Below are 23,714 nucleotides of genomic sequence, written 5' to 3' on the forward strand. Positions count from 1 at the left end.
CGCTGGAAAGGTTGCGTTCGTCCGCGTGGGAGGTGCCGTGCTGCCGGAGCCGAAGCCGACGGGCGCCCAGGTCGATGTCGACCGCCCGAACTCGGCGCGGATGTACGACTACTACCTGGGCGGCTCGACCAACTTCGCGGTCGACCGCGAAGCCGCCGAAGCCGGTCTGGAGGCCATGCCCCACGCCCGGGACTACGCGGTCGCCAACCGCGCCTTCCTGCGCCGCGCGGTGAGCTACCTGGTGCGCCAGGGCGTCGACCAGTTCATCGACCTGGGCTCGGGCATCCCGACCGTCGGCAACGTCCACGAGATCGCGCACCAGCACAACCCGCAGGCGCGCATCGCCTACGTGGACCACGAGCCGGTGGCCGTCGCGCACGCCCGGGCGCTGCTCGGCGAGAACCCGATGGTGTCCATCGACGAGGCCGACATCCGCGATCCCGAGGCGGTGCTGGACTCCAACGGCGTCGCCAAGATCGACTTCGACCGGCCGGTGGCCGTGCTGGCGGTGGCGATCCTGCCGTTCGTGCCCGACCAGGACGAGGCCACCGCGCTGACCGCCGCCTACCGGGACATGTGCGGGCCCGGAAGCTACCTGGCCATCACCCACATCTCGCAGCTCGCCGCCAGCGATGAGCAGGTGGTCGCCGCGGAGGAGGTCATGGCCCGCACGCCGACGCCCGTTCGCTGGCGTCCGCCGGAGGAGATCGCGGAGCTGTTCGACGGCTACGAACTCGTTCCGCCGGGCTTGGTCCCCACGCCCTCGTGGCACCCGGACCGCGTGCCGAGCGCGGACGACATCGCGCGCTCCAACGCCTACGCCGGGATCGGCCGCCGGGTTTAACCGGTCGCACCACCTGGGGACCCTCCGGGACACGGCCTTCGCGAAGCGGAGGCGAGTCGTGGAGCAGAACAGGGTGATGTGGCCGTGGAGATGGAATCCCTCCAGCGCGTCTACGAACGTCCCGGGCCCTTCGTGACCGCGTACCTGGACACCTCGGGGGATGCCGAAGACGCCGACAAGGCCATCGAGCTGCGTTGGCGAGCGATCCACGAGAGCCTGCGTGAACAGGGCGCCGACGACGCCACGGTGGAGGCGATCGGAGCGCACGTGCGGGAGCACCGCGCGCAGACCGGCCAGCGCGGGCAGGTGCTCGTCGGCGAAGGCGGGGACGTGGTGCTGCAGGACGAACTGCCCGAGCCGCCCACCGACCTGCCGGCCGAGGACCAGGCCCACGTCGGCCCGCTCCCGCACCTGCTGCCTTACCTGCGGCGATGCCGGACGCGGGTGGCGTTCGTGGCCGCGGACGTGGATCACGAAGGCGCGGACCTGCTGCTCTTCCACGGACCTGGCAAGGCCGAGGAGGTCCGGGTCGACGGCGAAGCGCATCCGGTGCACAAGGCGCATTCGGGCAAGCAGGAGAACCAGCAGCGCGGGCACATGGCCGTCGAGGAGCAGTGGAAGCGCAACGCCGAGGCGGTGGCCGGTGAGATCACCGAGCGGGTCGGCAAGTTGAAGGCCGAGGCCATCGTGCTCACCGGTGAGGACCAGCAGCGCTCCATGGTGCGCTCGCTGCTGGGCGAGGCGCAGCACCTGGTGCTCGATACCGGCTCCCGGACGGAGTCGGCGGAGGACCTGCGGCACGAGGTCACGCTCAGCGTGCACGAGGCGCAGGTGGCCGATGCGGTCGAGGAGTTCCAGCGGGAGAGCGGTCGAGGCGCACGCGCGGTGGAGGGTTGGCCGGACACCGTCGACGCGCTTCGCCAGGGCCAGGTGCAGACCTTGTTGTGGACCGCTGATGACCACGCCGGTGACCTGCGCGTCGGTGCTGGTGCGACCGAACTCTCCGCCGACGAGCGGACTTTGAAGGACCTGGGCGGTGAGGGCGTCGGCGACGCGCCGGCCAGTGCCGCGGTCGTTCGGGCCCTGGCCGGGACCAGCGCGGAGTTGGTGATCACCGATCCCGGCACGGTCGATCTGACCGGCGGCATCGGCGCCGTCCTCCGCTACGCCGCGTGACGCGGGCGAGCTGCGCCCGCCTCGGCGTGCATGTCGCGCCCGCCGGCCGGGTAGGCCGACGGGAGACCCGTGTGGGATTGGAGAACGTCCCGTGTCGAATGCGAATCTGAAGGCGCTCAACGATCTCGGTGTGTCGATCTGGCTGGACGATCTCTCGCGCAGGCGGATCGTCTCCGGTGGGTTCGGCGAGCTCATCGAGGGCTACGGCCTGGTCGGCGCGACCAGCAACCCGACGATCTTCGCCAACGCGCTGTCGAAGGAGTCCGAGTACGACCGGCAGTTCGAGGAGCTCGCGAAGGCGGGCACGAGCGTTGATCGCGCGGTGCGCACGATCACCACCGACGACGTTCGGGATGCTGCGGACGTGTTCCGCAACGTCTACGAGCGGACCGGTGGTGTGGACGGCCGGGTGTCGTTGGAGGTCGACCCGCGCCTGGCGCACGACACCGACAAGTCGGTGGCCGAGGCGATCGATCTGTGGAAGGCCGTGGATCGTCCGAACCTGATGGTCAAGATCCCGGCCACGCTGGCGGGTCTGCCGGCGATCACGAAGGCGTTGGGTGAGGGCATCAGCGTGAACGTGACGCTGATCTTCTCGGTGGAGCGCTACGAGCAGGTCATGGACGCGTTCCTGGCGGGCTTGGAGCTGGCCAAGGCCAACGGCCACGATCTGGCGAGCATCGAGTCGGTGGCGTCGTTCTTCGTCTCCCGCGTGGATGCCGAGATCGACAAGCGGCTGGACGCGATGCAGGAGGGCCATCCGCTGCGCGGCAAGGCCGCGATCGCCAACGCGCGGCTGGCCTACGCCGCCTACGAGCGCGTGTTCGCCACCGACCGCTGGAACGCGCTGAAGGCCGAGGGCGCTCGGGCGCAGCGCCCGCTGTGGGCCTCGACCGGGGTGAAGGACAAGTCCTACTCCGACACCCGCTACGTCGACGAGCTCGCCGCGCCGAACACGGTCAACACCATGCCGGAATCGACGCTGCAGGCCACCGCCGACCACGCCGACGTGCGCGGCGACCTGGTCTCGGGCAAGGCCGCCGAGTCGCAGCAGGTCTTCGACGACCTCGCCGCGGCCGGCATCGACCTCGACGACGTCTTCAAGCACCTGGAGACCGACGGCGTCGACAAGTTCGAGAAGTCCTGGACCGAACTGCTCGACACCGTCGCGGAACGACTCGGATAGCCGAGGAGGATCGGATGTCTGACCCGGTGGACGCGTCCACGCCCAGCCCGAACGAGACCGAACCCGACCCGCAGGACCTGGAGGACCCGGCCAACCTGCAGTCGGCGGAAGACCTCGACGAGGACGAGCTCGGCACCGACCCGCTGGAGCGCGGTGTCGAGCCGCCCGAGAGCTGGTCGGCCACGACGAAGGACCGCCCCACCCCGCGCGAGGAACGCGAGGGCCGCTCGCTGGACGAGCGGATCGCCGAGGAACGCCCGGAAACCGATTGAGCGGACGGCTGTCGGTGCCGCGTGGACAATGGCTGACGTGGGCGAGGACGTGGGGGAGTGGCGGTTCGTCGACGGCGGACGGCTGTTGCCCGAGGCCGTCGTCTCGGCGGTGGGCTACAGCTCGAAGCTCGAACGGCCCTGCACGCACCGGGGTCTGCCGTCGCCGGCACTGACCCTGGTGCTGACCTTCGACGAGCCGGTCATCTCGGGTTTCGAACTCTCGGGGCAGGACTCCAGCACCAGTCACCTGGTGCTCGGCGGCCTGCACACCCGCCCCGCCTACATCTCCCAGCCGAAGGCGCAGAGTGGGATCCAGCTGGCCGTGCGCCCGCTGGCGTTGCGGCAGCTGTTCGGCGTTCCCGCGTCCGAGCTGCGGGAACAGGCGATCGACGCGCGCGACGTGTTCGGCGCGGGTGTCGAGCGGTTGCGCGAGCAGCTGGCCGATCTGCCCACGTGGCCGGAGCGCTTCGCCGCGCTCGGCGCCTACCTCCGCGAGAACACCGCCGAGGTGACCTCGGGCCCACGCCCGGACGTCGTCGAGGCGTGGAAGTGGATCGCCTGGCACCGGGGCACGGGCTCGATGAGCGCCTTGGCCCGCCACGTGCACCTGGGAGAGCGCCAGCTGACGTCGGTGTTCAAGGCCGAGCTCGGTGTGTCGCCGAAGGCGGTGTCGAGGTTGATGCGCTTCGAGCACGCGCGCCAGCGCATCGTTCGTGCCGTGAGCGCGGGTGCTCCGCTGGATCTGGCGGCGGTGGCGCACAGCTCCGGCTACTACGACCACTCGCACCTGGTGCGCGATTTCAGGCAGTACGCGGGATCGAGCCCGAGCAGCTGGATCGCGGAGGAGCTCCGAAATCTCCAAGCCGGTGCGGGGCAGCCGGCGGAAGAATTCCCGGTATGACGACGACGAACACGAGGCCCGCACCCACCGTGTGGGGCACCCTCCAAGCACAGGACGCACCCGGACTCATCGATTTCCTGGTGAACAAGGTCGGTTTCATCAAGACCGCCGCCTATTCCGATGGAGGTCTCATCGCTCACGCCCAGCTCGACTGGCCCGAGGGCGGCGGCATCATGCTCGGCTCGTACAAGCCCGGGCATGACTGGTCCCGCAAGCCGGGCACGGCGGGGATGTACGTGGTGACCGACGATCCCGACGCCCTCCACCAGCGGCTGCGCGCCCACGGCGTCGAGATGATCCGCGACATCGCCGACCAGGAGTACGGCAACCGCGAGTTCACCATCCGCGACCCGGAGGGCAACCTCTGGTCCTTCGGCTACTACCGAGGCGAACCGCGCCCTTGAGAACCCGCGCGGTGTGCGGGGAAAAGGCGTCTCCACCAGCGTGATTCGTTGGTGGAGACGCCTTTTCATGTCCGCGCCCGTCCCGGTCGGGGGAAGGCGGACCGGGCGCGGTGGTCTAGCGGCTCTTGAGGCGGGAGTTGCACTCGGCGCAGGTGGGGAAGTAGATCCAGTCGACCTCGCTGGGCTGCGCCAGCGCGACGTGTTTTCCGCACACGGAATCGGCCGACGGCAGCCCGTCCCAACGCGGTCCCGGGAAGGCGTGGCGCACGCCGCCGGGCACCTTCTCGTTCGGGACGGGTAGCCAGAAGTGCCGTTGTGCCTGCTCGGTTCGCATCCCCAGTCCTCTCGCTCGTGATCGGCTTGACTGCAAGGTAGCGAACTGCAATTGCAATTGGCGATTGCCCAAAAGGGTCATGTGCTTGATCGGCGGGTTCGGGCTGGTGCAAGATCCTGAGTCATGTCGAAGACGTGGCCGGCGGTCCGGCGGGTGCAGGTCGGGTTGATGCTCCGCGCGTTGCGCGACAGGTCGGGCGTGAAGTCCAAGGAGATCAACGAGACGCTCGACTGGTACGTCGGCAAGATCCAGAAGGTCGAGTCCGGGAACCTCACGGTCTCCGCGGCCGAGGTCAACGAGCTCATCCGCCTGTTCGGGGTCGAAGACCAGGACGAGGCCGACCGCCTCCGCGCCCTCGCCAAGGAGGCCCGCCGCCGAGACCAACCTGCCCGCGTCCCCGACTGGGCAGCAACCTACGTCGCCCTCGAAGGCGCAGCCACGGAGATCAAGTACTACGACCCCGAAGTGATTCCCCCTGTGCTGCAAACTGAACACACGGCGCGTGCTGCATTGTCGAACCCGCTCGACGACACGCAAGATGTCGAACCGGCTGTTGCTGAGCGAGTGCGCCGAGCTGATCGAATGCTCGCTGACGATTCGCCACAGCTGTGGTGCGTGATCGGTGAAGCGTCGCTCTTCCGCCAGGTCGGCGGTCCTAAAGTTCTGAGAGATCAGTTGCAGCACGTGCGCAAGTTGGCGGCGCGGCCGAACATCACCCTGCAAATCCTTCCGTTCGACGTGGGGGAGCATGTTGCGCTCGGATCTGCGTGGACGCTTCTGCACCTTGAAGAACCGTCCGCCACCTTCGTTTACACCGAAGCGCTCACCAGCGGTGACTATCTCGACAAACCCGCCCACACCGACCGCTACGTGAAGGCGTTCGATACGCTGCGGATGGTTTCAGCGTCGGACCGGGTGACGGTCGAGATGCTGGATCGGAGGATCAAAGAGCTGACCTAGGAGTGGTGACCATGCCCGCGTCTCAGTCGGTCACGGGCTGGCGGAAGTCCAGTCGTAGCCAGGGGGCGCAGAACTGCGTCGAGGTCGGCCGGACCTCCGACGCCGGTGCGGCCGTGCGGGACACCAAGGACCGCGCAGCCGGTCACTTCACGACCACAGCTCCGCAGTGGCACGCGTTCGTCGCCGCCCTGAAAACCGGCCACTTCGACCGCTGATCAAACAGGTCGCTCCCGGCCGCTGATCGCGCTTGCCGGAACGCCCGTCCCGAAACCGGGGCGGGCGTTTCCCGTCCGCGTCCGCGCTCCTCGGATGGGTGAATTCGTCGCCCGCTCCCAGTTTTAGTCCAAACTAGGCGGACAAAGCGGACATGATCATGGCTCGGTTTGGACTAAAACTGGGACGTGGCGACCACTCCCGGGACTCGTGCGACGCGCCCGGTCTGCCTCCGCGCTGCTCCTAGCCCTTCTGGACTCCGGGTTTCTGGTCTTCGACGACGTAGGTGGCGCGGGTCGTCATCGGTGCTCCCGGCTCCGTCACGTGGGAGACGACCTGGAAGTCGCTCTGCCACCGCTGCTCGGTGACGTTGACGCGGACGTAGCCGCGCTGTGCGTTGATGAACTTCATGTGCGGGTTGGCCTCCAGCAGCCGCGCGGTCTCCTCGTTGGAATCGTCGCCGTTGCCGCCGCTGGAGATGGACGTCCCGACGAACTCGCTGGCCACCGTCGCCGAATCCGGATCGCTGAAGTCGCGCTTGAGGTCCCACGCGTAGTTCTGGTGCCGGTCACCGGTGATCACCACGAGGTTGCGCACGCCGCTGTCCTGCGCGGCGGCGAGCAGCTGGTCGCGCTCGGCGACGTAACCGTCCCACGGGTCCATGAACACGTCGACCGCCTCGCCCGGGTCTCGGTCGGTCTGGCCCAGCGGTGCCTGGTTGCCCAGCACCTGCCACTGCGCGGCCGAGCCGGAGAACCCGTCGAGCACCCAGTCCCGCTGCTGCGCGCCGAGAAGGGTGCGGTCCGGGTCCAGGCGGTCCGAGCAGTCCGCCGAGTGCCCGTCGCCGCAGGGCTGGTCGTCCCGGTACTGCCGGGTGTCGATCATCGTGAAGTCCGCGAGGCGGCCGTAGGACAACCGGCGGTGCAGCCGCATGTCCGGCCCGGAGGGCGTCTGGGCCTGCCGCAGCGGCAAGTTCTCGTACATGGCCTGGAAAGCGGCGGCCCTGCGCCGGCGGAACTCGGCCGGGTCCTGATCGGGCTCGTCGTCGACCTGGGAGAGGTCGCCGGCCCAGTTGTTCTCGACCTCGTGGTCGTCCATCGTTACGATCCACGGGAAGCGCGCGTGCGCCCGCTGCAGCGGCTCCTCGGCCTTGTAGAGCCCGTACTGCAGGCGGTAGCGCGCGAGGTCGAAGGTCTCGGTGTGGAACTTCGGATCGGTCTCCACGCCGCGCTTGTTGTCCTTGGTGCCGTACTCGTAGATGTAGTCGCCGAGGTGCACCACGAGGTCGAGGTCTTCCTCGGCCATGTGGTCGTAGGCGGTGAAGTAGCCGTCCTGCCACGCCTGGCACGACGCGAACGCGAAGTTCAGCTCGCTCGGGGTGGACGCGGGGTCGGGCGTGGTCCTGGTCCTGCCGACCATCGAGATGTCGTCGCCGACCCGGAAGCGGTAGAAGTACTCCCTGTCCGGTGCGAGCCCGCTGATCTCGGGGTGCACCGAGTGGCCCAGCTCGGGGGTCGCCACGACGCTGTCCCTGCGGACGACGTCGGCGAACCGCTCGTCCGCGGCGACCTCGTACTCGACCCGGACCGGTTGGGCGGGCATCCCGCCGCTGCCGTCCTCGGCGAACGGGTCCGGAGCCAGCCGGGTCCACAGCACGACCCCGTCGGGGACGGGATCGCCGGAGGCCACGCCGAGTGCGAACGGGTTCGCGGCTGCGGCCGGGGCCGCGAACGAACTCGCGGCGCTCCACGTTCCCGTGCCCAGCAGCACGGCCGCTGAACCTGCCGCGCCGTAGCCGAGGAACCGGCGTCGGGAAACGTTATGCGCACGCGAGCTCATGGTGCCTCCACCGTTCGAGGATCGATCAACGAAGACGCATTGTTGATCCCCAACATAGATGACGAGGTTCGCGTTGGTAACCCACAGCTGAACGGCTGGTGCGTCTTGCCAGTTGCCAGATCACCCTCGAGCGGGGGTGAGGCGTTGGACGGTGCCTTCTCCGTTGGCGGCGAGCAGCAGGGAACCGTCGGGTCCCGTCGTCAGGCCCGCGAAGGGGCGTGGTCTGGCCGGCGGGAAGAGGGTGGGGGCAGGGTCTTCCCGGTGCAGGCCCGGAGGGAGACCGACCGGGAGGGATTCGGCTTCGATCCGGGAGTCCCCAGTGGTGAGGTCCACCGCGATGAGGCGCTTGGTGCCGGCGTCGACGACGTGCAGCGAGCTCTCGCGGATCGTGATGCCCTGGGGCTGCTCCAGTCCGTCCACTGTGGTCACGGGGTGCTCGTCCAGCCGGAGCACGGCGCCGAGGGTGTCGTCCGAGGCGTAGTACCGGCCCTGGTCGTCGAGCGCGACGTCGATCGGGTGCGGCAGCTCGGCGATCACGGTGACCGCGTCGGCGTCATCGATGTGGATGACCCGTCCCGCACCGGTTTCCGCGACGAGCAGGCCCGAGTCGGTGATGGCGATGCCGGTGGGCTCGGCGAGTCCCTTCGCCCGCAACCGCACTGCCCGGGTGGCAGGGTCGAAGGTCCGGACGTCGCCGTGCATCGAGGTGATGTGCACGAGCCCGCCGGCTGCGGCCACGCCGTGGCAAGCGCCGCCGGTCACCGGCTGGATCAGCTCGCCGGTCACCAGATCGCCGTCGGCCAGCCGGAAGTGGTCGCCCGCGTAGACCCGCCCGGCCTCGTCGGCGGTCACGCCGAACGGGCCGTTGAGCCCGCGGCCCACGACGGTGCGGGTGCCGAGGGCTTCGACCTCGGTGACCCCGCCGCTGCCGTAGCTGGACACCAGCATCCGGTTCTCCCGGTCGAAGGCCGCGTTGTCCATCCCGGCGACACCGGTCTCGATGATGCTGCGGCGGCCGGTGTCCGGATCGATGCGCGTGACGACGCCCTCGACGCCGCGCGAGAGCACCACGAGCGCTCCGTCGTGGTCGAAGCGCACCGCCACCGGCTCGTGCACGTCGTCGGCCACCTCCTGCGGCGGGCCTCCCTCGGGGGACACCCGCCACACCTGGCGGGTCATCATGTGCGGGTAGTACAGCGATCCGTCCGGGCCCTGCTGCATCGCGTTGCCCATCGCCAGGCCTTCGGCCAGCACCAGCACCTCGCCGGTGGCGGGCAGCAGTTCCACGAGACGGCCGTTCGGTCTCATCTCGTTGACGAACAGCCGGTCGCCGACGCAGGTGATCCCGTTCGGCACGCGGATGTCCTGCGACAGCACCGTGAACTCGCCGTCGGGGGAGCGGCGCCACACCCGCTGCGGGGTGATGTCGGCGATGTACATCGAACCGTCCGCGCCGAAAGCGAGGTCGTCCGGCGCCTGGACCGGCCCGTCGGCGGGGACGACGACCTCGACCGCACCGGTGCGCACGTCGACGGCGCTGATCTGCCCGGCCAGGAACTGCGCGACGTAGAGCCTGCCGTCCGGGCCGAAGGTGATGCCGTTGGAACCCCACAGCGGGCTCGGCCGGTTGAGCCGTCGCATCTGCCAGATCTCGCTGCGCGCGGTGCCGAACGCGCTGAATCGCGTGCTCACCATGCGACCGGCAGCTCCTCGAGTCCGTAGATGGCGTGGTCGCTCGCCCAGGCCACCTCGTCCTCGGGCACCGCCAGCCGCAGGGCCGGGAATCGGCGGAGCAGAGCCGGGAACGCGATGCGCATCTCCATCCGCGCCAGCGGTGCGCCCAGGCAGTGGTGCAGGCCGTGACCGAATCCCAGGTGCGGTCCAGCGGAACGGCTGATGTCGAAGCGCTCCGGGTGCTCGACCAGCGCCGAATCCCGGTTCGCGGCAGGCAGGTTGAACGAGACCAGATCACCGCGCCGGATCGTCACCGCGCCCAGCTCGACGTCGCGCGTGGCCATCCGGGGCGAGCCGGAGTTCACCACGCTGAGCCAGCGCATCAGCTCCTCGACCGCGCCCTCCACCGACTCGGGATCGTCGCGCACCGCCGCGAGCTGATCGGGATGGCGCAGCAGCGCGAGCGTGCCGAGACCGAGCATGTTGGAGGTCGTCTCGTGCCCGGCGACCAGCAGCAGGTTCGCCACCCCGATGAGCTCGGCGTTGCTGAGCTTCTCGTCGTGCTCGCGGATCAGCATGCCGATGAGGTCGTCGCCGGGGGCGTGGCGGGCGCGCCGCACCAGGTCGGCCATGTAGGCCTGAGCTTCGCGACCGAGCTCGGCCTTCTCCTCGACCGAGGCGGTGAGGTCGAGCTGCCTGCGGGTGCGCTCCTGGAACTCGTCGCGGTCGGCGCCGGGAACTCCCAGCAGCTCGCAGATCACCAGCGACGGGATCGGCAGCGCGTACTGCGAGACCAGGTCCGCCGGGCTGCCGCGGCGTTCGAGCTCGTCCAGGTGCTGCTCGACGATCTCGACGATGCGCGGTTCCAGCCGCCGCATCCGGCGCACGGTGAACTCCGGGGTGAGCATCCGCCGCAGCCGGTTGTGATCCGGCGGGTCCATCGACAGCAGGTTCCCGCTGCCGTCGCCGGAGAGCTGGCGGGGGTCCCTCGCGGCACCTCCGGAGAGATCGGCGGTCGTCCAGCCGTTGCGGAAACCGGTGGTGTCGCCGAGCATCCGGCGCACGTCCTCGTGCCGGGTCAGCAACCAGGCGGGCGGGCCGAACGGCGTGGGCACCCGCGCGATCCCGGTGCCGTCGCGCAGGGCCTCCACATCAGGTGCCGGTCCGAATCCGGTCCGGCGGCGGCTGACCTCGACGACGGCGGGCTCGATGGCGTCGCGCACGAGCGATCCCCCTTGGGTTAAGTCGTGTGACTTAACCCAAGGTACCGGAACGGCTCAGGCCGGAACCGCGCCCCGCTGCTTCACCCGGGTCGCGGTCTCCTGAACGGCCTCCACCAGCCGCGCGGTCTCCCGGGCTCCGCGCAGCCACGACCGCTCGATCTCCGGGGTGCGCCCGTCGCGCACCGCCCCGGCGAACGAGGCCAGCGAATCGCGGAACTGGTGCGAGGCGTCGAGCACGAACTCCTCGTGGTGGTCCTGCTCTTCGAGCCGCAGCAGCGGTCGGTGCTCGGCGGGCGGCGTGAACGCGCGCTCCAGGCTCAGGTGCCCGGCATCGCCCCACAGCGCGTAGCGGGACCGGTAGCTGTGCTGGAACCCGAACTCCAGATCGGCGAAGATCCCGTTCTCCGACACCAGCAGCGCGTGACCGGCCATGTCCACGCCGGTGTCGGCGTCGACCCGCAGCGTCGCGCCCGCCACGGTCAACCCGCTGCCGAGCATGAGCTGGGCCGCCCGGATCGGGTACACCCCGACGTCGAGCAGACATCCGGCCCCCAGCGCGGGGTCGTAGCGGATGTCGCCGACGGGTGGGGACGGCACCCCGAACGCCGAGCTGAAGGTGCGCAGCCTCCCCAGCCGCCCGCGCTCCACGAGCTCGCGCACCACCTCGTGCTGCGGGTGGTGCAGGAAGGCGAAGTTCTCGCGCAGCACGAGCCCGCGGTCGGCGGCCAGCGCGGTGAGGGAGTCGGTCCGCTCGGCCGAGACGGTCATCGGCTTCTCGCACAGCACGTGCTTGCCCGCGCGCAGAGCGCGTTCGGCCCACTCGAAGTGCAGCGAGTTCGGCAACGACAGGTACACGGCGTCGATGTCCGGGGAGTCGATCAGCTGCTCGTAGCTCATCGCCGTTCCGCCGTGCCGGGCGGCGAACCGCTCGGCCCTGTCCGGGGTCCGGCTGGCCATGCCCACCACCGAGGAACCCTCGATCTCGTCGAGCGCGGGCAGCATTCGTCGTTCGGCGATCCCGGAGCAGCCGAGCACGCCCCACGCCACCTGCTGGTCCATCCCCACTCCTCCGCAGAATCGTGTCTTCGTCCGCAGCGTAGGGGTTTCGGGACGCTCAGGCGGCTCGGCCGCGCCGTGCGAGCAGGACGGCGAAGGCCGGAACACCGACCAGCGCGGTCATCACACCGACCGGGACCTCCTGCGGCGCGGCGATGGTGGTCGCCAGGACGTCCACCCACACCAGCAGGATCGCGCCCAGCACCGCGGTGACCGGCATCAGCGCGCGGTGACGCGGTCCCACCAGCAGCCGCGCGGCCTGCGGCAGGACCAGGCCGACGAACCCGATGGCGCCCGCCGAGGCGACCAGCGTCGCGGTCAGCAGCGCGGTGGCCACCAGCAGACCGATCCGCAATCGGGCGACGTGGACACCCAGCGCGGCGGCGGTGTCCTGGCCCAGCGCGAACGCGTCCAGAGCTCCGGCCCGGGCCAGGCACAGCAGCAGGCAGACCGCGCACACCGCGCCCGAGACCACCACGTCGTTCCAGCGAGCGCCCGACAGCGAGCCCAGCAGCCAGAACAGCACGCCGCGGGTCTGCTCGGCGTCGGCCGAGGTGATCACGACGAACGACGTCAGGGCCGAGAACAGCTGCGTGCCGGCGACACCGGCCAGCACCAGGTGCGTGGTCGTGCCGCCCGCCAGCGTCCCCAGCATGATCACCAGCGCGAACGCCACCAGCGCGCCGGCGAAGGCGCCCGCGGTCAGCCCGATCGCGCCCGCGCCCAACCCGAGGATCACCACCAGGACGGCACCGGTGGAAGCACCTGCCGACACGCCCAGCAGGAACGGGTCGGCGAGCGGGTTGCGCAGCAAGGACTGCAGCACCGCGCCGCACATCCCCAGCCCCGCACCACAGATCGCCGCGAGCACCGCGCGCGGTAATCGCAGCTGCCAGACGATTCCCTGGCCGATCCGCGACACCTCGGTCTCACCGAGGCCCAGCCGCGCTCCCACGACCCCGGCGACGTCGGCGACCGACAGCGGTGCCGGGCCGAGCGTGACGGCCACGGCGATCGACAGGAGCAGCAGCGGGATGCCGCCGAGCACGATCAGCGGAGCGGGCAGGCGTCCCGTCCTCACCGCCGCTCCAGCTCGGCGAGCCGGTCGGCGAGCCGTTCGATGCCGGTGATGGTGCGCATGCTGACGTTCATCTCGGTGCCGGTCATGCCCATCCAGCGGCCCTCGGCCACGGCGGGCAGCCGCGACACCGCGGGATCGGTGCGCAGGAACTGCTGCTTGGCGGCGAGGGAATCGCCTTCGCCGTCGCGGGTCAGGTCGCCGAGCACCAGCAGATCGGGATCGCGCGCGAGCACGTCCTCCCACGAGACCTGCGGCCACATCGAGCGCACGTCGTCGTAGGCGTTGCGCACTCCCAGAGTGCGGGTCATGATCGCCGGAGAGCCGGTCGATCCTGCCATGTAAGGGGATTCGGTCCGGGCGAACCAGAACAGGACCGAGGTGTCCTGGCTGGGCGTGGCTTTGCGCCGCGCGGCCTCGACGCGCTGCCGCAGCTCCGACACGAGGGCCTCACCGCGTTGCGGGACGTCGAAGATCATGGCGATCTCGTGCACCTCGCGGTAGATGTCGTCGAGCTCGACCGGCTCGGCGAGCGGCGCTTCCTCGGGCATGCAGTTGGAGGGGGAGAGGTAGGTGGGAACGCCGAGCTCGCCGAAGCGCTCGCGCGAGGCGACGCCCTCGTCGGTGAACACCGCCTGGTAGGCGCCGAGCACCAGGTCCGGCTCGGTGGCCAGCACCGATTCGAACGACGGGTTGTTGTTGGAGAGCCTCGGGACCCGGACGTTCTCGGCGGCCAACGCCGGGTCCACCGGGTCGGTCCAGGTCGCGGTGCCGACCATGCGATCGGCCAGGCCGAGGGCGAGCATGATCTCGGTCGTCGACTGGTTGAGGCTCACGGCCCGGCGCGGCGGCTCGGCCACGGAGACCTGCCCGTCGCAGTTGGGCAACGACACCCGGGGCGGAGCGGACTCCGTGGAAGGTGCGGAGCAGGCGGTGATGGCGGTGGCGCAGAGCAGGGTCAAGCCCGTGCGCTTCCAACGGCGGAACACGTCGTGCGGAAATCCTCACCCCAGATCCGTGCGCGAGACCTGGTCGGCCGATTCCCGGAACCGGGTGCGGTACCGGGGAGCCGGCAGGTCTTCGGGCTCGGGCTCCACCGAGCGAGCCGCCTTCCCGGATCGCGTGCGATCCAGTGGCTCGGGCTCGCTCGTCACCCCTACCGCTGCGCGTCAGCTCCGGCTTCCGACCGGATTCCCATCGGCCACACGTGGCACGACCGGCTCGGCGGCGAGTCTAACCGGGCGCACCTCGGCGGATCCGGGGGCCGGTCACTGGTGGGTGCCTCCGTCGACGCGGATCTCGGTGCCGGTGATGAACGCGCCGTCGTCGGAGGCGAGCATCGCGACCACACCGGCCACGTGCTCCGGGGGAGCGAATCCGCTGCCCAGCGCGGGGGAGAGCTTGGTGAACAGGTCCCAGTCGGTGTCCGCGGGCAGCTTGTCGGCGGTGGTCTCGGTGATGCCGCTGCGAATCCCGCCGGGCACCAGGGAAACCGCGCGCAACCCCTGCTTGGCGTACTCCAGGGCGATGCTGTGGGTGAAGGACTGGATCCCGCCCTTGCTCGCCGCGTAGGCGGCCATGTACGGGTGGGCGAAGTTCGCCGAGGTCGAGCTGAAGTTGATCACGACGCCGCTCCCGGTGGCCAGCAGCGCAGGCAGGGCCGCGCGGGTCACCAGGAACGTGCCGGTGAGGTTCACCGCGAGGATCCGGTTCCACAGCTCCAGCGAGCACTCGTGCGTGCGCGCGCTGTGCAACGTCCCGGCGGCGTTGACCAGCACGTCCAGTCCGCCCAGCTGCTCGGCCGCCGCGGGGACCGTCGCGTCGACCGCGTCCTCCTCGGAGATGTCCAGCGGCAGGGTTCCCAGCCGGTCGCAGGTGCCCGCTTCGGCGGCGCGCCGCGTCGTCTCCTTCAGGCCGGGTTCGTCGATGTCCGTGGTCAGCACCCGGGCGCCTTCGTCGAGCAGGCGCAGCACGCTCGCCTGACCGATCCCCGAAGCTCCGCCCGTGACGAGCACGCGCTTGCCGTTGAGCCTGTCCATCACCATCGGGTCCTCCCGCACGTCGAACGCCCCCGCCGGGGCTCGTGAGGATCAACGCGCGACCACGGCGGGAAGTTGCTCATGAGCGCGGCCGAAAACCGGCTCGGTTCCGGACGAATGTGACGAACGTCGGTGACGCTGGGGTGGGCAGCGGGCTGGACTCCGCACGGAGGGTTAGTTAGGTTAGGCGCACTTTACTCGCTGCGAGGTGTGGAAATGCGCTGGATGCGGACCCTGGGGCTGATCATGGCAGTCCTGCTGGGAATCGCCCTGACCGGTTGCGGTGCGGCCGGTCCCGAGGACAAGCCCGCTGCTGGATCGGCCGACGGGCAGTTCCCGGTGACCATCAAGACCGCGTTCGGTGACGTGACCGTTCCGGAGCGTCCGCAGCGCGTCGTCGCGCTCGGCTGGGGCGACGCGGAAACCGCGCTGGCCCTCGGAGTTCAGCCCGTCGGTGCCGCGGACTGGCTGCCGGTCGGGGGTGACGGAGTTCCGCCGTGGATTCCCGCCGACAAGCGCTACAGCGCGCCGCCGAAGATGCTCGGCACCATGGAGGTCGACATGGAGGCCGTCGCCGCGCTGGAGCCGGACCTCATCCTCGACACCCGCGCCAGCGGCGACAAGGAGCGCTACAACCTGCTCAACCGGCTCGGCGTGCCGGTGGTGAGCATCCCGCCGGGTGGGGAGTCGTACCTGACCACGTGGGACCAGCAGCTCGACATGGTCGGCAAGGCGCTGGGCAAGAGCACCGAAGCCGCGCAGCAGAAGGCCGATCTGGAGGCCAAGTTCCAGCAGGCGGCCGCCGCGAACCCGCAGTTCGCGGGCAAGACCGTGTCGGTCGGGGCGAAGATGGTCGGCTCCTACGGCGCTTACGTCAACGGCGGGTCGCGGCTGGAATTCATGGAGCGCCTGGGATTCCGGCAGTCACCTGCGGTCCAGGCGTTGGCGGGCGGGAACTTCTTCATCCCCGTCTCGCCTGAACGCATGGACCTGTTCAACGCCGACCTGACGGTGATGTTCCCGATCGGCATCGACGCCGGGGAGATCGACAAGGACCAGATGTTCCAGTCGGTCCCCTCGGTCCGCGAGAAGCGTGCCGTGGTGCTGCACGACGAGCAGGCGACGCAGGCGTTCTCCGCGGGGACGGCCGCGGGCATGTCCTTCGCGATCGACAAGGTCGTGCCGTTGATCGCGCAGAGCCAGGCGGGCTGAGGAGAACGACGCGTGCCCTCGTGGGATCCGAGTGCGGCTGAGCAGGTCACCTCCGAAGCGCAGCTCCGCGAGATCGTCGAACCGCCGCACCCGGTGGTCGCCGAGAAGGTGGTTGCCGGGATCGACGAGGTCAGCCGCCGGTTCATCGAGGAGTCGCGGTTGTTCGTCGTGGCGACCACGGGCGCGGGCGGGATGGTCGACGTCTCGCCGCGAGGGGACACCACCCGCAGCGTCGTGGTCTTCGACGACGGCAAGACCCTGGCCTACGCCGAACGTCCCGGCAACCGGCGGATGGACGGGCTGCACAACCTGCTGCGGAACCCGCAGATCGGGATGCTGTTCATGATCCCGGGCGTCAACCACGTGCTCCGCGTGAACGGCACGGCGACGATCGTCTCCTCCGCGCCGTTCATGGCGGATCTCGCGCTGAAGGGGGTGCCTCCGGAGCTCGGGGTGGTCGTCAGCGTCGAGGAGCTGTTCGTGCACTGCGGACGAGCCCTGCTCAAGTCCGGCGCGTGGCGGCCCGGCACCTGGCCGGTCGGCGTCGAGCAGCTCGGCGTCAGCGCGCTCTACGAGTCCCAGCAGGCGCTGAAGCCGCGGGTGTGACGCTCCGGGTCGGCACCAGCGGTACCGCGAGCAGCGCGCAGCACCCCGCCACCGCGAAGGCGACCGGGTAGCCGGCCGTGGCGATGAGGGCTCCCATGACGGGCGGGACGGCGGTGGCGGTGAGGGACTGGCCGGTGTTCTGCGCTCCCATCGCCCGTCCGCTCCAATGCGGACCGGCGATCTCGGCCACCGCGGTGAACGCCAGGCCGTTGTGGGCCACCGCGACGATGGAGACGACGACCATGAAGGTCAGCGCCAGGGGAGTGCCGGAGAAGGCCGCCAAACCGCCCATCGCGATCGCCGAACCGAACGCGAAGTAGCGGATCGGCCGCAGCCTGCTGCCGATCCGGTCCGACCAGATCCCCGCGCCCACCCGGCTCAGCGCGCTGCACAGCTGCGTCGTGCCGACCAGTGCGCTGGCCGCGGCCGTGGTCCAGTGCTGGGTCGCGATCAGCCAGACCAGCATGTAGGTCCAGGCGGTCTGCTGCGGCACCGTCAGCGCGATCGAGACGCCGTGGATGCGCACCAGGTCCCGGTCGCCGCGATAGGGGTTGTCGCTGCTGCCGTTCCGGCGGGACTCGGCCACCGGCGGTCTCGGCGGGTCCACGATCAACGCTGCGACCAGCACCGCGGCCACCGCGCACACGGCTGCGACGGTCAGCATGGTGATCGCGAGCCCATGAGACTCGACCAGGTTGGGCACCAGCACCGCGGTCAGTCCCACGCCGAGGGGTTGCGCGGTCTGCCGGATGCCCATCGCCATGCCTCGGCGGTGCGGCGGGAACCAGCCCGAGACCACCCGGCCGCTGGCCGAGTTCGAGCTGGCTCCGGCCGCACCGCCGAGGAACAGCAGCACCGCCAGCAGCACCAGCGAACCGGCCAGCGCTGCCGCGGCGGCGCTGAGGGCGAGCATGCTCAACCCGATCAGCAGCGACACCCGCTCACCGATCCGGTCGACGACCGCGCCCCAGATGATCAGCGTGCACATCGTCCCGGCCAGCGGGGCCGCGGCGATCAACCCCGCTTGCGACAACGACAGCCCGCGCTCGAAGTGCAGGTTCGGGATCAGCGCGGGTGCGGCGTTGGTGAACACCGTCGCCGCCAGCTGCGCGAACATCGAGATCGTCAGCATCAGCCAGCGATTCGGGGTGCGCGTGATCGGCGGAGCGGGCATGACCCCGACCGTAGGCCATTAGCCGAGGCAACGATCCGGGTTGTCGAGGGGATGTGCCGGGGGACACCCCCTCGAACCGGTCAGCCCACCGACATCTCGCCGAGCTCGGACCAGCCGTCCTGGTCGAGCTTGGCGTTGATGATGCGCGGGGTCTCCGCCAGGTAGGGCGGCAGCTCCCCGCGGGCCTTCTGGAAGTGCTCCGAGGTGACGTGAGCCGAGCCGGCCTCGTCATCGCGGAACGCCTCGACCAGCACGTACTCGTCGTGGTCGTCGAGGCTGCGCGACCAGTCGAACCACAGGCACCCCGGCTCGGCGCGGGTGGCCTCGGTGAACCACCGGGAGATCTCCGGCCAGCGGTCGGCGTGCTCCGGCTTGATCCGCCACTTCGCCACGATGAAGATCATGATCGTTCCTCCTGGTCAGGGGGTCAGGATCGCGCGCCCGCGGATGCGGCCGGCGTCGAGGTCGTCGAGGGCGTCCTGGAACCGCTCCAGCGGGTACTTGCTGGTGTGCAGCCGGACCTTCCCCTGCGCGGCCAGCACCATCAGCTCGCACAGGTCGTTGTAGGAGCCGACGAGATTGCCGATGAAGTTGATCTCGGCGGAGATGATGTCGATCGTCGGCACGTTGATGTTCTCGCCGTAGCCGACCACGTGGTAATCCCCGGCGCGGCGCAGCATCCGCACGCCCTCGGAGGTCGCGCCGCCCTCACCGACGAAGTCGATGACGGCTTCCGCGCCGTGCCCGCCGGTGAGCTCCTGCACCTGCTCGACGTGCGTGCCGTCGGCCACCACGCCGTGATCGGCGCCGATGTCCACCGCCAGCTCCACCGCCTCCGGGTTGCGGTCGAGCACCACCAGCTCGGCCGCCGAGATGGCCTTGAGCACCTGGATCCCGATGTGCCCGAGCCCTCCCGCGCCGACCACCACGCAGCGGTCGCCGGGACGCAGCGTGCGCGCCGCCTTCGCCGCCGCGTGGTAGGCCGTCAGACCTGCGTCGGCCAGCGCCGCCACGTCCGCGGGTTCCAGCGAGTCGTCGATGCGCACCACGCTGCGCGCCGAGGTCTTGAGGTAGTCGGCGTAGCCGCCCGCGGTGTCGATGCCCGGGAACAGCGACTGCTCGCAGTGCACGTCGTCGCCGAACCGGCAGGCCCGGCACAGGCCGCAGGTCGCCAGCGGGTGCACGATCACCTTGTCGCCCTCGGAAACATGGGTGACCGCGCTGCCGACCGCGTGCACCCAGCCCGCGTTCTCGTGCCCGATCGTGTAAGGCAGTGCGACACCGGACTTCTCGGCCCACTGGCCTTCGAGGATGTGGATGTCGGTGCGGCACACGCCCGCCCCGCCGATCTTCACGACCACGTCGTAGGGGCCCGTCGGTTCCGGGACCGGAACCTCGGTCAACCGCATCGGCTCGTGGTAGCCGACCACCTGAACCGCTCTCATCCTGCTCGTCCTTCCGAAATCGTGGCCCGCGGCGTCTGGTCCGCCTCCGAGCCGGGGTAGCGGGTGCGCAGCAACCCGCGGCAGAAGTGGGAGTTGCCCTCCACGGAGATGCGCGTGGCCCGGGCGAACCGCAGGCGGAACGGCACCTGCTCCGGGGTGCACGGCCGGCCCTCGTCGTCGACCAGCACCAGCGACGACGGTGAGTTGTCGAAGCCCACCGCCGCACGACGGTTCAGCAGCGAGCGCGTCGCCCGGTCGGACGGCAGGTCCGCCACGGTGATCGCGTGTAGATCCGGCTCGGCCAGCTCCGGCCGGTCCTTGAGCAGCTTGGTCAGCGCCCGCTCCATCGCGGCCGCGTGCGCCTTGCGGCGGAACGTCGCGCGCAGCTCCTCCAGGTCCTCGTCCGCCTCGCCGGGGAAGGTGTCCCGGTAACCGGCATCGGCGGCCAGCCCGGTGTTGATCAGGTGCGAGTCGTGGTGGTCGTCGAGCTCCACCACCACACCCGTGACACCCGGGAGCGCGCGCAGCACGTCCTTGGCGTCGGAGGCCATCAGGTAGGCGAAGTTCGGCGCGCAGAAGGACGTCGGCAACCGCAGGTGGGCCTCGACCTCGCCGGACTCGCCGACGTCCAGGGAACGCACGAACCCCAGGTCGGTGATGGGCTCGTCCAGCTCCGGGTCGATGACCTGGTGCAGCGCCTCCCACGCGGCTGTGCCCAGTTCGGCGGCCATCTCACACACCCGCCTTCTCGGCCACGTTCAGTCCCGCGGGCACCGCGATGTCGTACATGCGGGCGGCGTTGAGGCCGAGGATCTTGCGCTTCTGATCCACCGTCAGCGGCGCGTACTCGGTCATGTCCGCCGGGATCTGGAAGTCCACGAAACGCTCTACGAGCCACTTCGGCGTCCAGATCGCGTAGTCGCTGGAGAACTGGATGCGGTCCTCGTCCAGCCAGTACAGCAGCTCGCCGATGATCTGGGCGAAGTAGCGCGGCCGGGAGTGGATGAAGGGCATTGCCACCGCCAGTCCCGCGTGCACGTTGGGCTCCTGCGTGGCGATCCAGCAGAAGTCCTCCAGGCGCGGCAGACCGCAGTGCTCCACCACGAAGTTCATCTCGGTGAACTCCGTGGCCACCCTGTCCACGTCGGCGACGTCGAAGGCGTCGCGGTCCAGCGGGCGGATCGTCGGGCCCTTGTGGACGTGGACGTTGCGGATGCCCATCTCCTGGCATGCCTCCAGGTAGCGATAGGTCCACGGGTCGTCGAGCTTGTACCCGCGCGAATCGCCCTGCCACTCAGCGGTGTAGAGCTTGACGCCCTTGAGGTCGAAGCGCTCGGCGTCGCGGCGCAGCTGGTCCAACCCGGCCTGCTCGAAGCGCGGGTCCCAGCAGTGGTTGTAGGTGAGCTTGTCCGGGTGCTTCTGCGTGAGAGCGAAAGCCTCCTCGGTCTGGCCGAAGCCGTTGCCGTAGAAGGCGCTCAGCAGTGCGGGCTGGAAGATCGCGTGGTCGACGTAGCCCTCCTCGAACAGGTCCCGCATCAGGCGCTCGCCGCCCTGGTACAGGAAGTCCTCGTAGGGCCAGACCTCGGACTCCGGACTGAGGTTGCGGTGGTAGTCGTAGAAGCAGTCGATGAACTGCTTGCCGTGGATGTTGCGCTGGTTCTCGGCCCGCGCATCCCAGAGCGCGACATGGGCGTCGACGATGAAGTAGTCCTCGCCGTCCTTGCTGTACATCTCAAACCTCCGCTACGTGGCAGCCGTGGCACGTCGGGAGGGAACGTTAAGAGCGCGGGACGCTCTCGGGAGCGCTCTGCTGTCTCACTTTGAGACAGCGAGGCGGGCGGGACGGTTGCGCGGTTCGCCTACTCTTGGTGCACCGGCGCAAGGACGCGTCACCTGGAGGTTCGAGATGCACGTTCACCGGAGCGCGCCAGACTCCGCCGCCTGCGCGGCGACCATCACGCCCAGGGTTCGCGCGTCCTGGCGGCGCAGCGCCCGCTACGGGCTGACGGCCGAGGAGATGCGCCCGGTGTTCACCGGCTCGGTCGACACCGGGTCGCTGCTCTACGAGTGCGGGAGCGCCGTGCTGCGGGGACTGCAGGCCACGCTGGCCAACGAACCGGTCAGCATGATGATCACCGATCCGGAAGGGCTGGTGCTCAGCCGCATTTGCGAGGACGGCACGATCAACCGCTCGTTGGACCGCGTCAACCTGGCCCCGGGCTTCTACTTCGCCGAGGAGAACGCCGGCACCAACGGCCTCGGCCTCGCGCTGGCCGATCGCGCTCCATCGCTGGTGCGCGCCGAGGAGCACTACTGCGCCGGGCTGCGCGGCTACACCTGCGCCGCGGCCCCGGTGCTGGATCCGGTCAGCGGCGGTGTGGCAGGCAGCATCAACCTCACGACCTGGTCCGAGTCGGCCTCGGAGCTGCTGCTGGCGCTCGCCCAGTCGGCGGCGGGCAACACGACGGCGCTGATGCTGGCCCGAGGCGCCGGGCACAGCTCGCACCCGATGCCGCGCGGCGAGGTCTTCCGCGTCTACGCCGACCGGATGCGCGCACCGGACGCCTCGGTGCTCACGCCGGGCTGGCGCACTGCCTTCGCCGAGGCGCGTTCGGCGTTCCGCGGTGGCCGCGCGGTCGCGGTGGTCGGCGAACCGGGGACCGGCAAGACCGCTCTGGCATCCCTGGCCCGGCGCGAGCTGCGCCGCGAACGGGTCCTCAACGTGCGACCGCCCGCGCCCGACGACGTCGAGGCGTGGCTGGAGCTGTGGACGCCCGAGCTGGGCAAGGACAGCACCTGCGTGATCATCTCCGGGGTGGACCGGCTGCCCGCGTGGGTGATCAGCGAGTTGGCCGCGCGGCTGGCGGAGGTCCGCGTCCACGACGGCATGCAGCCCTACGTCCTGACCGCCGAATCGGCCGAGGACATGCCGGAGGAACTGCGCAGGCTGGTCGACGCGGTCGTGGAGGTGCCCGCCTTGCGGTTCCGCCCCGACGACGTCCAGCCGCTCGCCCAGCACTTCGCGCGGCAGCGCCGCCGCCGCGATGTCGGGTTCACGCCGCAGGCCGCGCGAGCTCTCGAATCGTTCGACTGGCCGGAGAACGTGCGCCAGCTGCGCCAGGTGGTCCGCGAGGCGGCCAGCCGCACCGACCTGATCGACCTCAACCACCTGCCACCGGAGGTCTTCACCGGGCCGGGAAGGCCGCTGACCAGGCTGGAGTCGGTGGAGCGAGACGAGATCGTCCGCTGCCTCGCCGAGCCCGGCACGACCGTCGGCGAAGCGGCCCGCGAGCTCGGCGTCAGCCGCGCCACGATCTACCGGAAGATGGCGCAGTACCGAATCACCGTCCCCGGACGCGCCTCCCGCTCCTGACCGACCGGTGGGTGCTGGACTCCTGAGCAAGATCGAGGCCGTTGGCGGTGCCTGCTGCGTGCCGGCCGGGCTCAAACGGTTACGGTTCAGCTCCGTGGGTGACCAGTACCGTTCTGCCGGTGTGACCGTGGTGCGCGCCGCGACGTCACTGGTCGTGCTGGTCGTGGGGGTCACCGCGCTCGGGTGGTTGTACGGTACCGAGAATCTTGCCGGACAGTTGCTGGTCGCTGTGGCCTCCTTGCCGTTCATCGGCTTCTACCTGGTGTATTGCAGCGAGCACCTGACGCCGCGACGTTGGACCTGGACAGTCCAGTTCCTGGTGGCGCTGGCGATTCCGGCGTCGGCGTTCGGTGTTCCCTCGTGGTTGTTGATGATCATCGGCGAACGCCTCCCCGGCTGTCGTCTGCAGTCGGTGACGGAGACGGAGGACAACCGCGGGCTGCGGTACGAGAACGACTTCTCCTGCGCACCGCACGGCGAACTGACCTACACCTCGCGCGGAGACCCAGCCGGCGTTCCTGGCCAGCGCTTGGACGTGCTGACCGACCCCCACGGCCTGCTGGCTGCGATGCCGGTCCACGCCGCGCCGAACGGGTTCGCCTGGGTCGCACTGGTCGCCGTGACCGGTGCCCTGGTCGTCGCGGTGGTCGAGTCGCTGTGGAGTCTTGCCAGGACCCGCAGCTCCTGACCCCGGATCGGTGGGAC

The 23,714-nt window shown here is 70.0% G+C and carries 25 protein-coding genes and 1 riboswitch; of the genes, 12 read left to right on the plus strand and 13 right to left on the minus strand.

Annotated features, from left to right (window positions below):
- Positions 1 to 25 precede the first annotated feature (25 nt).
- From FHU35_RS12300 to FHU35_RS12325, 6 genes are all read left to right on the plus strand, one after another.
- The gene (locus FHU35_RS12300) at positions 26 to 844 is read left to right on the plus strand and encodes an SAM-dependent methyltransferase (protein WP_246110256.1); all 819 of its coding nucleotides are present in this window, start codon (positions 26 to 28) and stop codon (positions 842 to 844) included.
- A gap of 90 nt (positions 845 to 934) precedes the next feature.
- Positions 935 to 2,020, plus strand: a complete 1,086-nt coding sequence (locus tag FHU35_RS12305) for a baeRF2 domain-containing protein (RefSeq protein WP_246110314.1) — start codon at positions 935 to 937, stop codon at positions 2,018 to 2,020.
- A gap of 91 nt (positions 2,021 to 2,111) precedes the next feature.
- The gene (gene tal / locus FHU35_RS12310; RefSeq protein ID WP_145738732.1) at positions 2,112 to 3,206 is read left to right on the plus strand and encodes a transaldolase; all 1,095 of its coding nucleotides are present in this window, start codon (positions 2,112 to 2,114) and stop codon (positions 3,204 to 3,206) included.
- A 14-nt stretch (positions 3,207 to 3,220) separates the two neighbouring features.
- Positions 3,221 to 3,478 (plus strand): hypothetical protein, encoded by a 258-nt coding sequence (locus FHU35_RS12315; protein WP_145738734.1) that lies wholly within the window; start codon positions 3,221 to 3,223, stop codon positions 3,476 to 3,478.
- 37 nt (positions 3,479 to 3,515) lie between these two features.
- Positions 3,516 to 4,379: an AraC family transcriptional regulator gene (locus tag FHU35_RS12320; protein WP_222429354.1), complete on the plus strand. Its 864-nt coding sequence runs from the start codon at positions 3,516 to 3,518 to the stop codon at positions 4,377 to 4,379.
- Entirely contained in the window at positions 4,376 to 4,783 is a 408-nt protein-coding gene (locus FHU35_RS12325; RefSeq protein WP_145738739.1) for a VOC family protein, read from the plus strand. The genes FHU35_RS12320 and FHU35_RS12325 overlap by 4 nt, the downstream gene beginning before the upstream one ends.
- A gap of 115 nt (positions 4,784 to 4,898) precedes the next feature.
- Here the strand turns inward: FHU35_RS12325 and FHU35_RS12330 are convergent, their stop codons facing one another.
- Positions 4,899 to 5,117 carry a hypothetical protein gene (locus FHU35_RS12330; protein ID WP_145738741.1) on the minus strand — a complete coding sequence of 73 codons (219 nt, stop codon included), beginning with the start codon at positions 5,115 to 5,117 and terminating at the stop codon, positions 4,899 to 4,901.
- 123 nt (positions 5,118 to 5,240) lie between these two features.
- On the opposite strand from FHU35_RS12330, the gene FHU35_RS12335 reads away from it, so the two are divergent.
- Both FHU35_RS12335 and FHU35_RS12340 read left to right on the plus strand, forming a co-directional pair.
- Positions 5,241 to 6,077, plus strand: a complete 837-nt coding sequence (locus FHU35_RS12335; protein ID WP_145738743.1) for a helix-turn-helix domain-containing protein — start codon at positions 5,241 to 5,243, stop codon at positions 6,075 to 6,077.
- Positions 6,078 to 6,088: 11 nt separating this feature from the next.
- The gene (locus FHU35_RS12340) at positions 6,089 to 6,292 is read left to right on the plus strand and encodes a DUF397 domain-containing protein (protein ID WP_145738745.1); all 204 of its coding nucleotides are present in this window, start codon (positions 6,089 to 6,091) and stop codon (positions 6,290 to 6,292) included.
- A 241-nt stretch (positions 6,293 to 6,533) separates the two neighbouring features.
- Here the strand turns inward: FHU35_RS12340 and FHU35_RS12345 are convergent, their stop codons facing one another.
- The 7 genes from FHU35_RS12345 to FHU35_RS12375 all read right to left on the minus strand — a co-directional run bounded on the left by FHU35_RS12345 (position 6,534) and on the right by FHU35_RS12375 (position 15,199).
- Positions 6,534 to 8,129: an alkaline phosphatase D family protein gene (locus tag FHU35_RS12345; RefSeq protein ID WP_145738747.1), complete on the minus strand. Its 1,596-nt coding sequence runs from the start codon at positions 8,127 to 8,129 to the stop codon at positions 6,534 to 6,536.
- 120 nt (positions 8,130 to 8,249) lie between these two features.
- Positions 8,250 to 9,824 carry an outer membrane protein assembly factor BamB family protein gene (locus tag FHU35_RS12350; protein WP_145738750.1) on the minus strand — a complete coding sequence of 525 codons (1,575 nt, stop codon included), beginning with the start codon at positions 9,822 to 9,824 and terminating at the stop codon, positions 8,250 to 8,252.
- Positions 9,818 to 11,026: a cytochrome P450 gene (locus FHU35_RS12355; RefSeq protein WP_222429355.1), complete on the minus strand. Its 1,209-nt coding sequence runs from the start codon at positions 11,024 to 11,026 to the stop codon at positions 9,818 to 9,820. Before FHU35_RS12355 ends, FHU35_RS12350 begins: the two co-directional genes overlap by 7 nt.
- Before the next feature lie 54 nt (positions 11,027 to 11,080).
- Positions 11,081 to 12,085 (minus strand): Gfo/Idh/MocA family protein, encoded by a 1,005-nt coding sequence (locus FHU35_RS12360; protein ID WP_145738752.1) that lies wholly within the window; start codon positions 12,083 to 12,085, stop codon positions 11,081 to 11,083.
- Positions 12,086 to 12,140: 55 nt separating this feature from the next.
- Positions 12,141 to 13,163: a FecCD family ABC transporter permease gene (locus tag FHU35_RS12365; protein WP_246110257.1), complete on the minus strand. Its 1,023-nt coding sequence runs from the start codon at positions 13,161 to 13,163 to the stop codon at positions 12,141 to 12,143.
- Entirely contained in the window at positions 13,160 to 14,149 is a 990-nt protein-coding gene (locus tag FHU35_RS12370) for an ABC transporter substrate-binding protein (RefSeq protein WP_246110258.1), read from the minus strand. Before FHU35_RS12370 ends, FHU35_RS12365 begins: the two co-directional genes overlap by 4 nt.
- A gap of 65 nt (positions 14,150 to 14,214) precedes the next feature.
- Positions 14,215 to 14,396, minus strand: a riboswitch (cobalamin riboswitch).
- Between the two features lie 32 nt (positions 14,397 to 14,428).
- On the minus strand, positions 14,429 to 15,199 hold the full coding sequence (locus FHU35_RS12375; protein WP_145739962.1) for an SDR family NAD(P)-dependent oxidoreductase: 771 nt from the start codon (positions 15,197 to 15,199) through the stop codon (positions 14,429 to 14,431).
- 216 nt (positions 15,200 to 15,415) lie between these two features.
- Between FHU35_RS12375 and FHU35_RS12380 the strand changes: the two genes are divergently transcribed.
- Both FHU35_RS12380 and FHU35_RS12385 read left to right on the plus strand, forming a co-directional pair.
- Complete coding sequence (locus FHU35_RS12380) at positions 15,416 to 16,411, plus strand: iron-siderophore ABC transporter substrate-binding protein (RefSeq protein ID WP_145738754.1); 996 nt, start codon at positions 15,416 to 15,418, stop codon at positions 16,409 to 16,411.
- A gap of 12 nt (positions 16,412 to 16,423) precedes the next feature.
- On the plus strand, positions 16,424 to 17,017 hold the full coding sequence (locus tag FHU35_RS12385; RefSeq protein ID WP_145738756.1) for an MSMEG_1061 family FMN-dependent PPOX-type flavoprotein: 594 nt from the start codon (positions 16,424 to 16,426) through the stop codon (positions 17,015 to 17,017).
- Here the strand turns inward: FHU35_RS12385 and FHU35_RS12390 are convergent.
- The 5 genes from FHU35_RS12390 to FHU35_RS12410 form a co-directional block, all read right to left on the minus strand.
- The gene (locus tag FHU35_RS12390) at positions 16,971 to 18,191 is read right to left on the minus strand and encodes an MFS transporter (protein WP_145738758.1); all 1,221 of its coding nucleotides are present in this window, start codon (positions 18,189 to 18,191) and stop codon (positions 16,971 to 16,973) included. The genes FHU35_RS12385 and FHU35_RS12390 overlap by 47 nt on opposite strands.
- A gap of 80 nt (positions 18,192 to 18,271) precedes the next feature.
- Complete coding sequence (locus tag FHU35_RS12395) at positions 18,272 to 18,595, minus strand: putative quinol monooxygenase (RefSeq protein ID WP_145738760.1); 324 nt, start codon at positions 18,593 to 18,595, stop codon at positions 18,272 to 18,274.
- A gap of 15 nt (positions 18,596 to 18,610) precedes the next feature.
- Positions 18,611 to 19,636, minus strand: coding sequence for an NAD(P)-dependent alcohol dehydrogenase (locus FHU35_RS12400; RefSeq protein ID WP_145738762.1), 1,026 nt, complete (start codon positions 19,634 to 19,636; stop codon positions 18,611 to 18,613).
- Positions 19,633 to 20,367 (minus strand): metal-sulfur cluster assembly factor, encoded by a 735-nt coding sequence (locus tag FHU35_RS12405; RefSeq protein WP_145738764.1) that lies wholly within the window; start codon positions 20,365 to 20,367, stop codon positions 19,633 to 19,635. The genes FHU35_RS12400 and FHU35_RS12405 overlap by 4 nt, the downstream gene beginning before the upstream one ends.
- A 1-nt stretch (position 20,368) precedes the next feature.
- A complete protein-coding gene (locus FHU35_RS12410; protein WP_145738766.1) occupies positions 20,369 to 21,367 on the minus strand; it encodes an amidohydrolase family protein in 999 nt (332 codons plus the stop codon).
- Positions 21,368 to 21,542: 175 nt separating this feature from the next.
- Between FHU35_RS12410 and FHU35_RS12415 the strand changes: the two genes are divergently transcribed.
- On the plus strand, positions 21,543 to 23,009 hold the full coding sequence (locus FHU35_RS12415) for an AAA-type ATPase lid domain-containing protein (RefSeq protein WP_145738768.1): 1,467 nt from the start codon (positions 21,543 to 21,545) through the stop codon (positions 23,007 to 23,009).
- 94 nt (positions 23,010 to 23,103) lie between these two features.
- Positions 23,104 to 23,697: a hypothetical protein gene (locus tag FHU35_RS12420; protein WP_145738770.1), complete on the plus strand. Its 594-nt coding sequence runs from the start codon at positions 23,104 to 23,106 to the stop codon at positions 23,695 to 23,697.
- Positions 23,698 to 23,714: the final 17 nt, after the last annotated feature.

The sequence above is a fragment of the Saccharopolyspora dendranthemae genome (genome assembly GCF_007829955.1).
GTDB lineage: Bacteria > Actinomycetota > Actinomycetes > Mycobacteriales > Pseudonocardiaceae > Saccharopolyspora > Saccharopolyspora dendranthemae.

Bases quoted from the DNA above. Each gene is read 5' to 3' on its own strand.
- FHU35_RS12335 (WP_145738743.1), top strand. From the start codon at position 5,241: ATGTCGAAGACGTGGCCGGCGGTCCGGCGGGTGCAGGTCGGGTTGATG.
- FHU35_RS12405 (WP_145738764.1), bottom strand. From the start codon at position 20,367: ATGGCCGCCGAACTGGGCACAGCCGCGTGGGAGGCGCTGCACCAGGTC.
- FHU35_RS12325 (WP_145738739.1), top strand. From the start codon at position 4,376: ATGACGACGACGAACACGAGGCCCGCACCCACCGTGTGGGGCACCCTC.
- FHU35_RS12400 (WP_145738762.1), bottom strand. From the start codon at position 19,636: ATGAGAGCGGTTCAGGTGGTCGGCTACCACGAGCCGATGCGGTTGACC.
- FHU35_RS12350 (WP_145738750.1), bottom strand. From the start codon at position 9,824: ATGGTGAGCACGCGATTCAGCGCGTTCGGCACCGCGCGCAGCGAGATC.
- FHU35_RS12415 (WP_145738768.1), top strand. From the start codon at position 21,543: ATGCACGTTCACCGGAGCGCGCCAGACTCCGCCGCCTGCGCGGCGACC.
- FHU35_RS12315 (WP_145738734.1), top strand. From the start codon at position 3,221: ATGTCTGACCCGGTGGACGCGTCCACGCCCAGCCCGAACGAGACCGAA.
- FHU35_RS12395 (WP_145738760.1), bottom strand. From the start codon at position 18,595: ATGATCTTCATCGTGGCGAAGTGGCGGATCAAGCCGGAGCACGCCGAC.
- FHU35_RS12360 (WP_145738752.1), bottom strand. From the start codon at position 12,085: ATGGACCAGCAGGTGGCGTGGGGCGTGCTCGGCTGCTCCGGGATCGCC.
- FHU35_RS12380 (WP_145738754.1), top strand. From the start codon at position 15,416: ATGCGCTGGATGCGGACCCTGGGGCTGATCATGGCAGTCCTGCTGGGA.
- FHU35_RS12340 (WP_145738745.1), top strand. From the start codon at position 6,089: ATGCCCGCGTCTCAGTCGGTCACGGGCTGGCGGAAGTCCAGTCGTAGC.
- FHU35_RS12305 (WP_246110314.1), top strand. From the start codon at position 935: ATGGAATCCCTCCAGCGCGTCTACGAACGTCCCGGGCCCTTCGTGACC.
- FHU35_RS12390 (WP_145738758.1), bottom strand. From the start codon at position 18,191: ATGCCCGCTCCGCCGATCACGCGCACCCCGAATCGCTGGCTGATGCTG.
- FHU35_RS12410 (WP_145738766.1), bottom strand. From the start codon at position 21,367: ATGTACAGCAAGGACGGCGAGGACTACTTCATCGTCGACGCCCATGTC.
- FHU35_RS12345 (WP_145738747.1), bottom strand. From the start codon at position 8,129: ATGAGCTCGCGTGCGCATAACGTTTCCCGACGCCGGTTCCTCGGCTAC.
- FHU35_RS12375 (WP_145739962.1), bottom strand. From the start codon at position 15,199: ATGGACAGGCTCAACGGCAAGCGCGTGCTCGTCACGGGCGGAGCTTCG.
- FHU35_RS12330 (WP_145738741.1), bottom strand. From the start codon at position 5,117: ATGCGAACCGAGCAGGCACAACGGCACTTCTGGCTACCCGTCCCGAAC.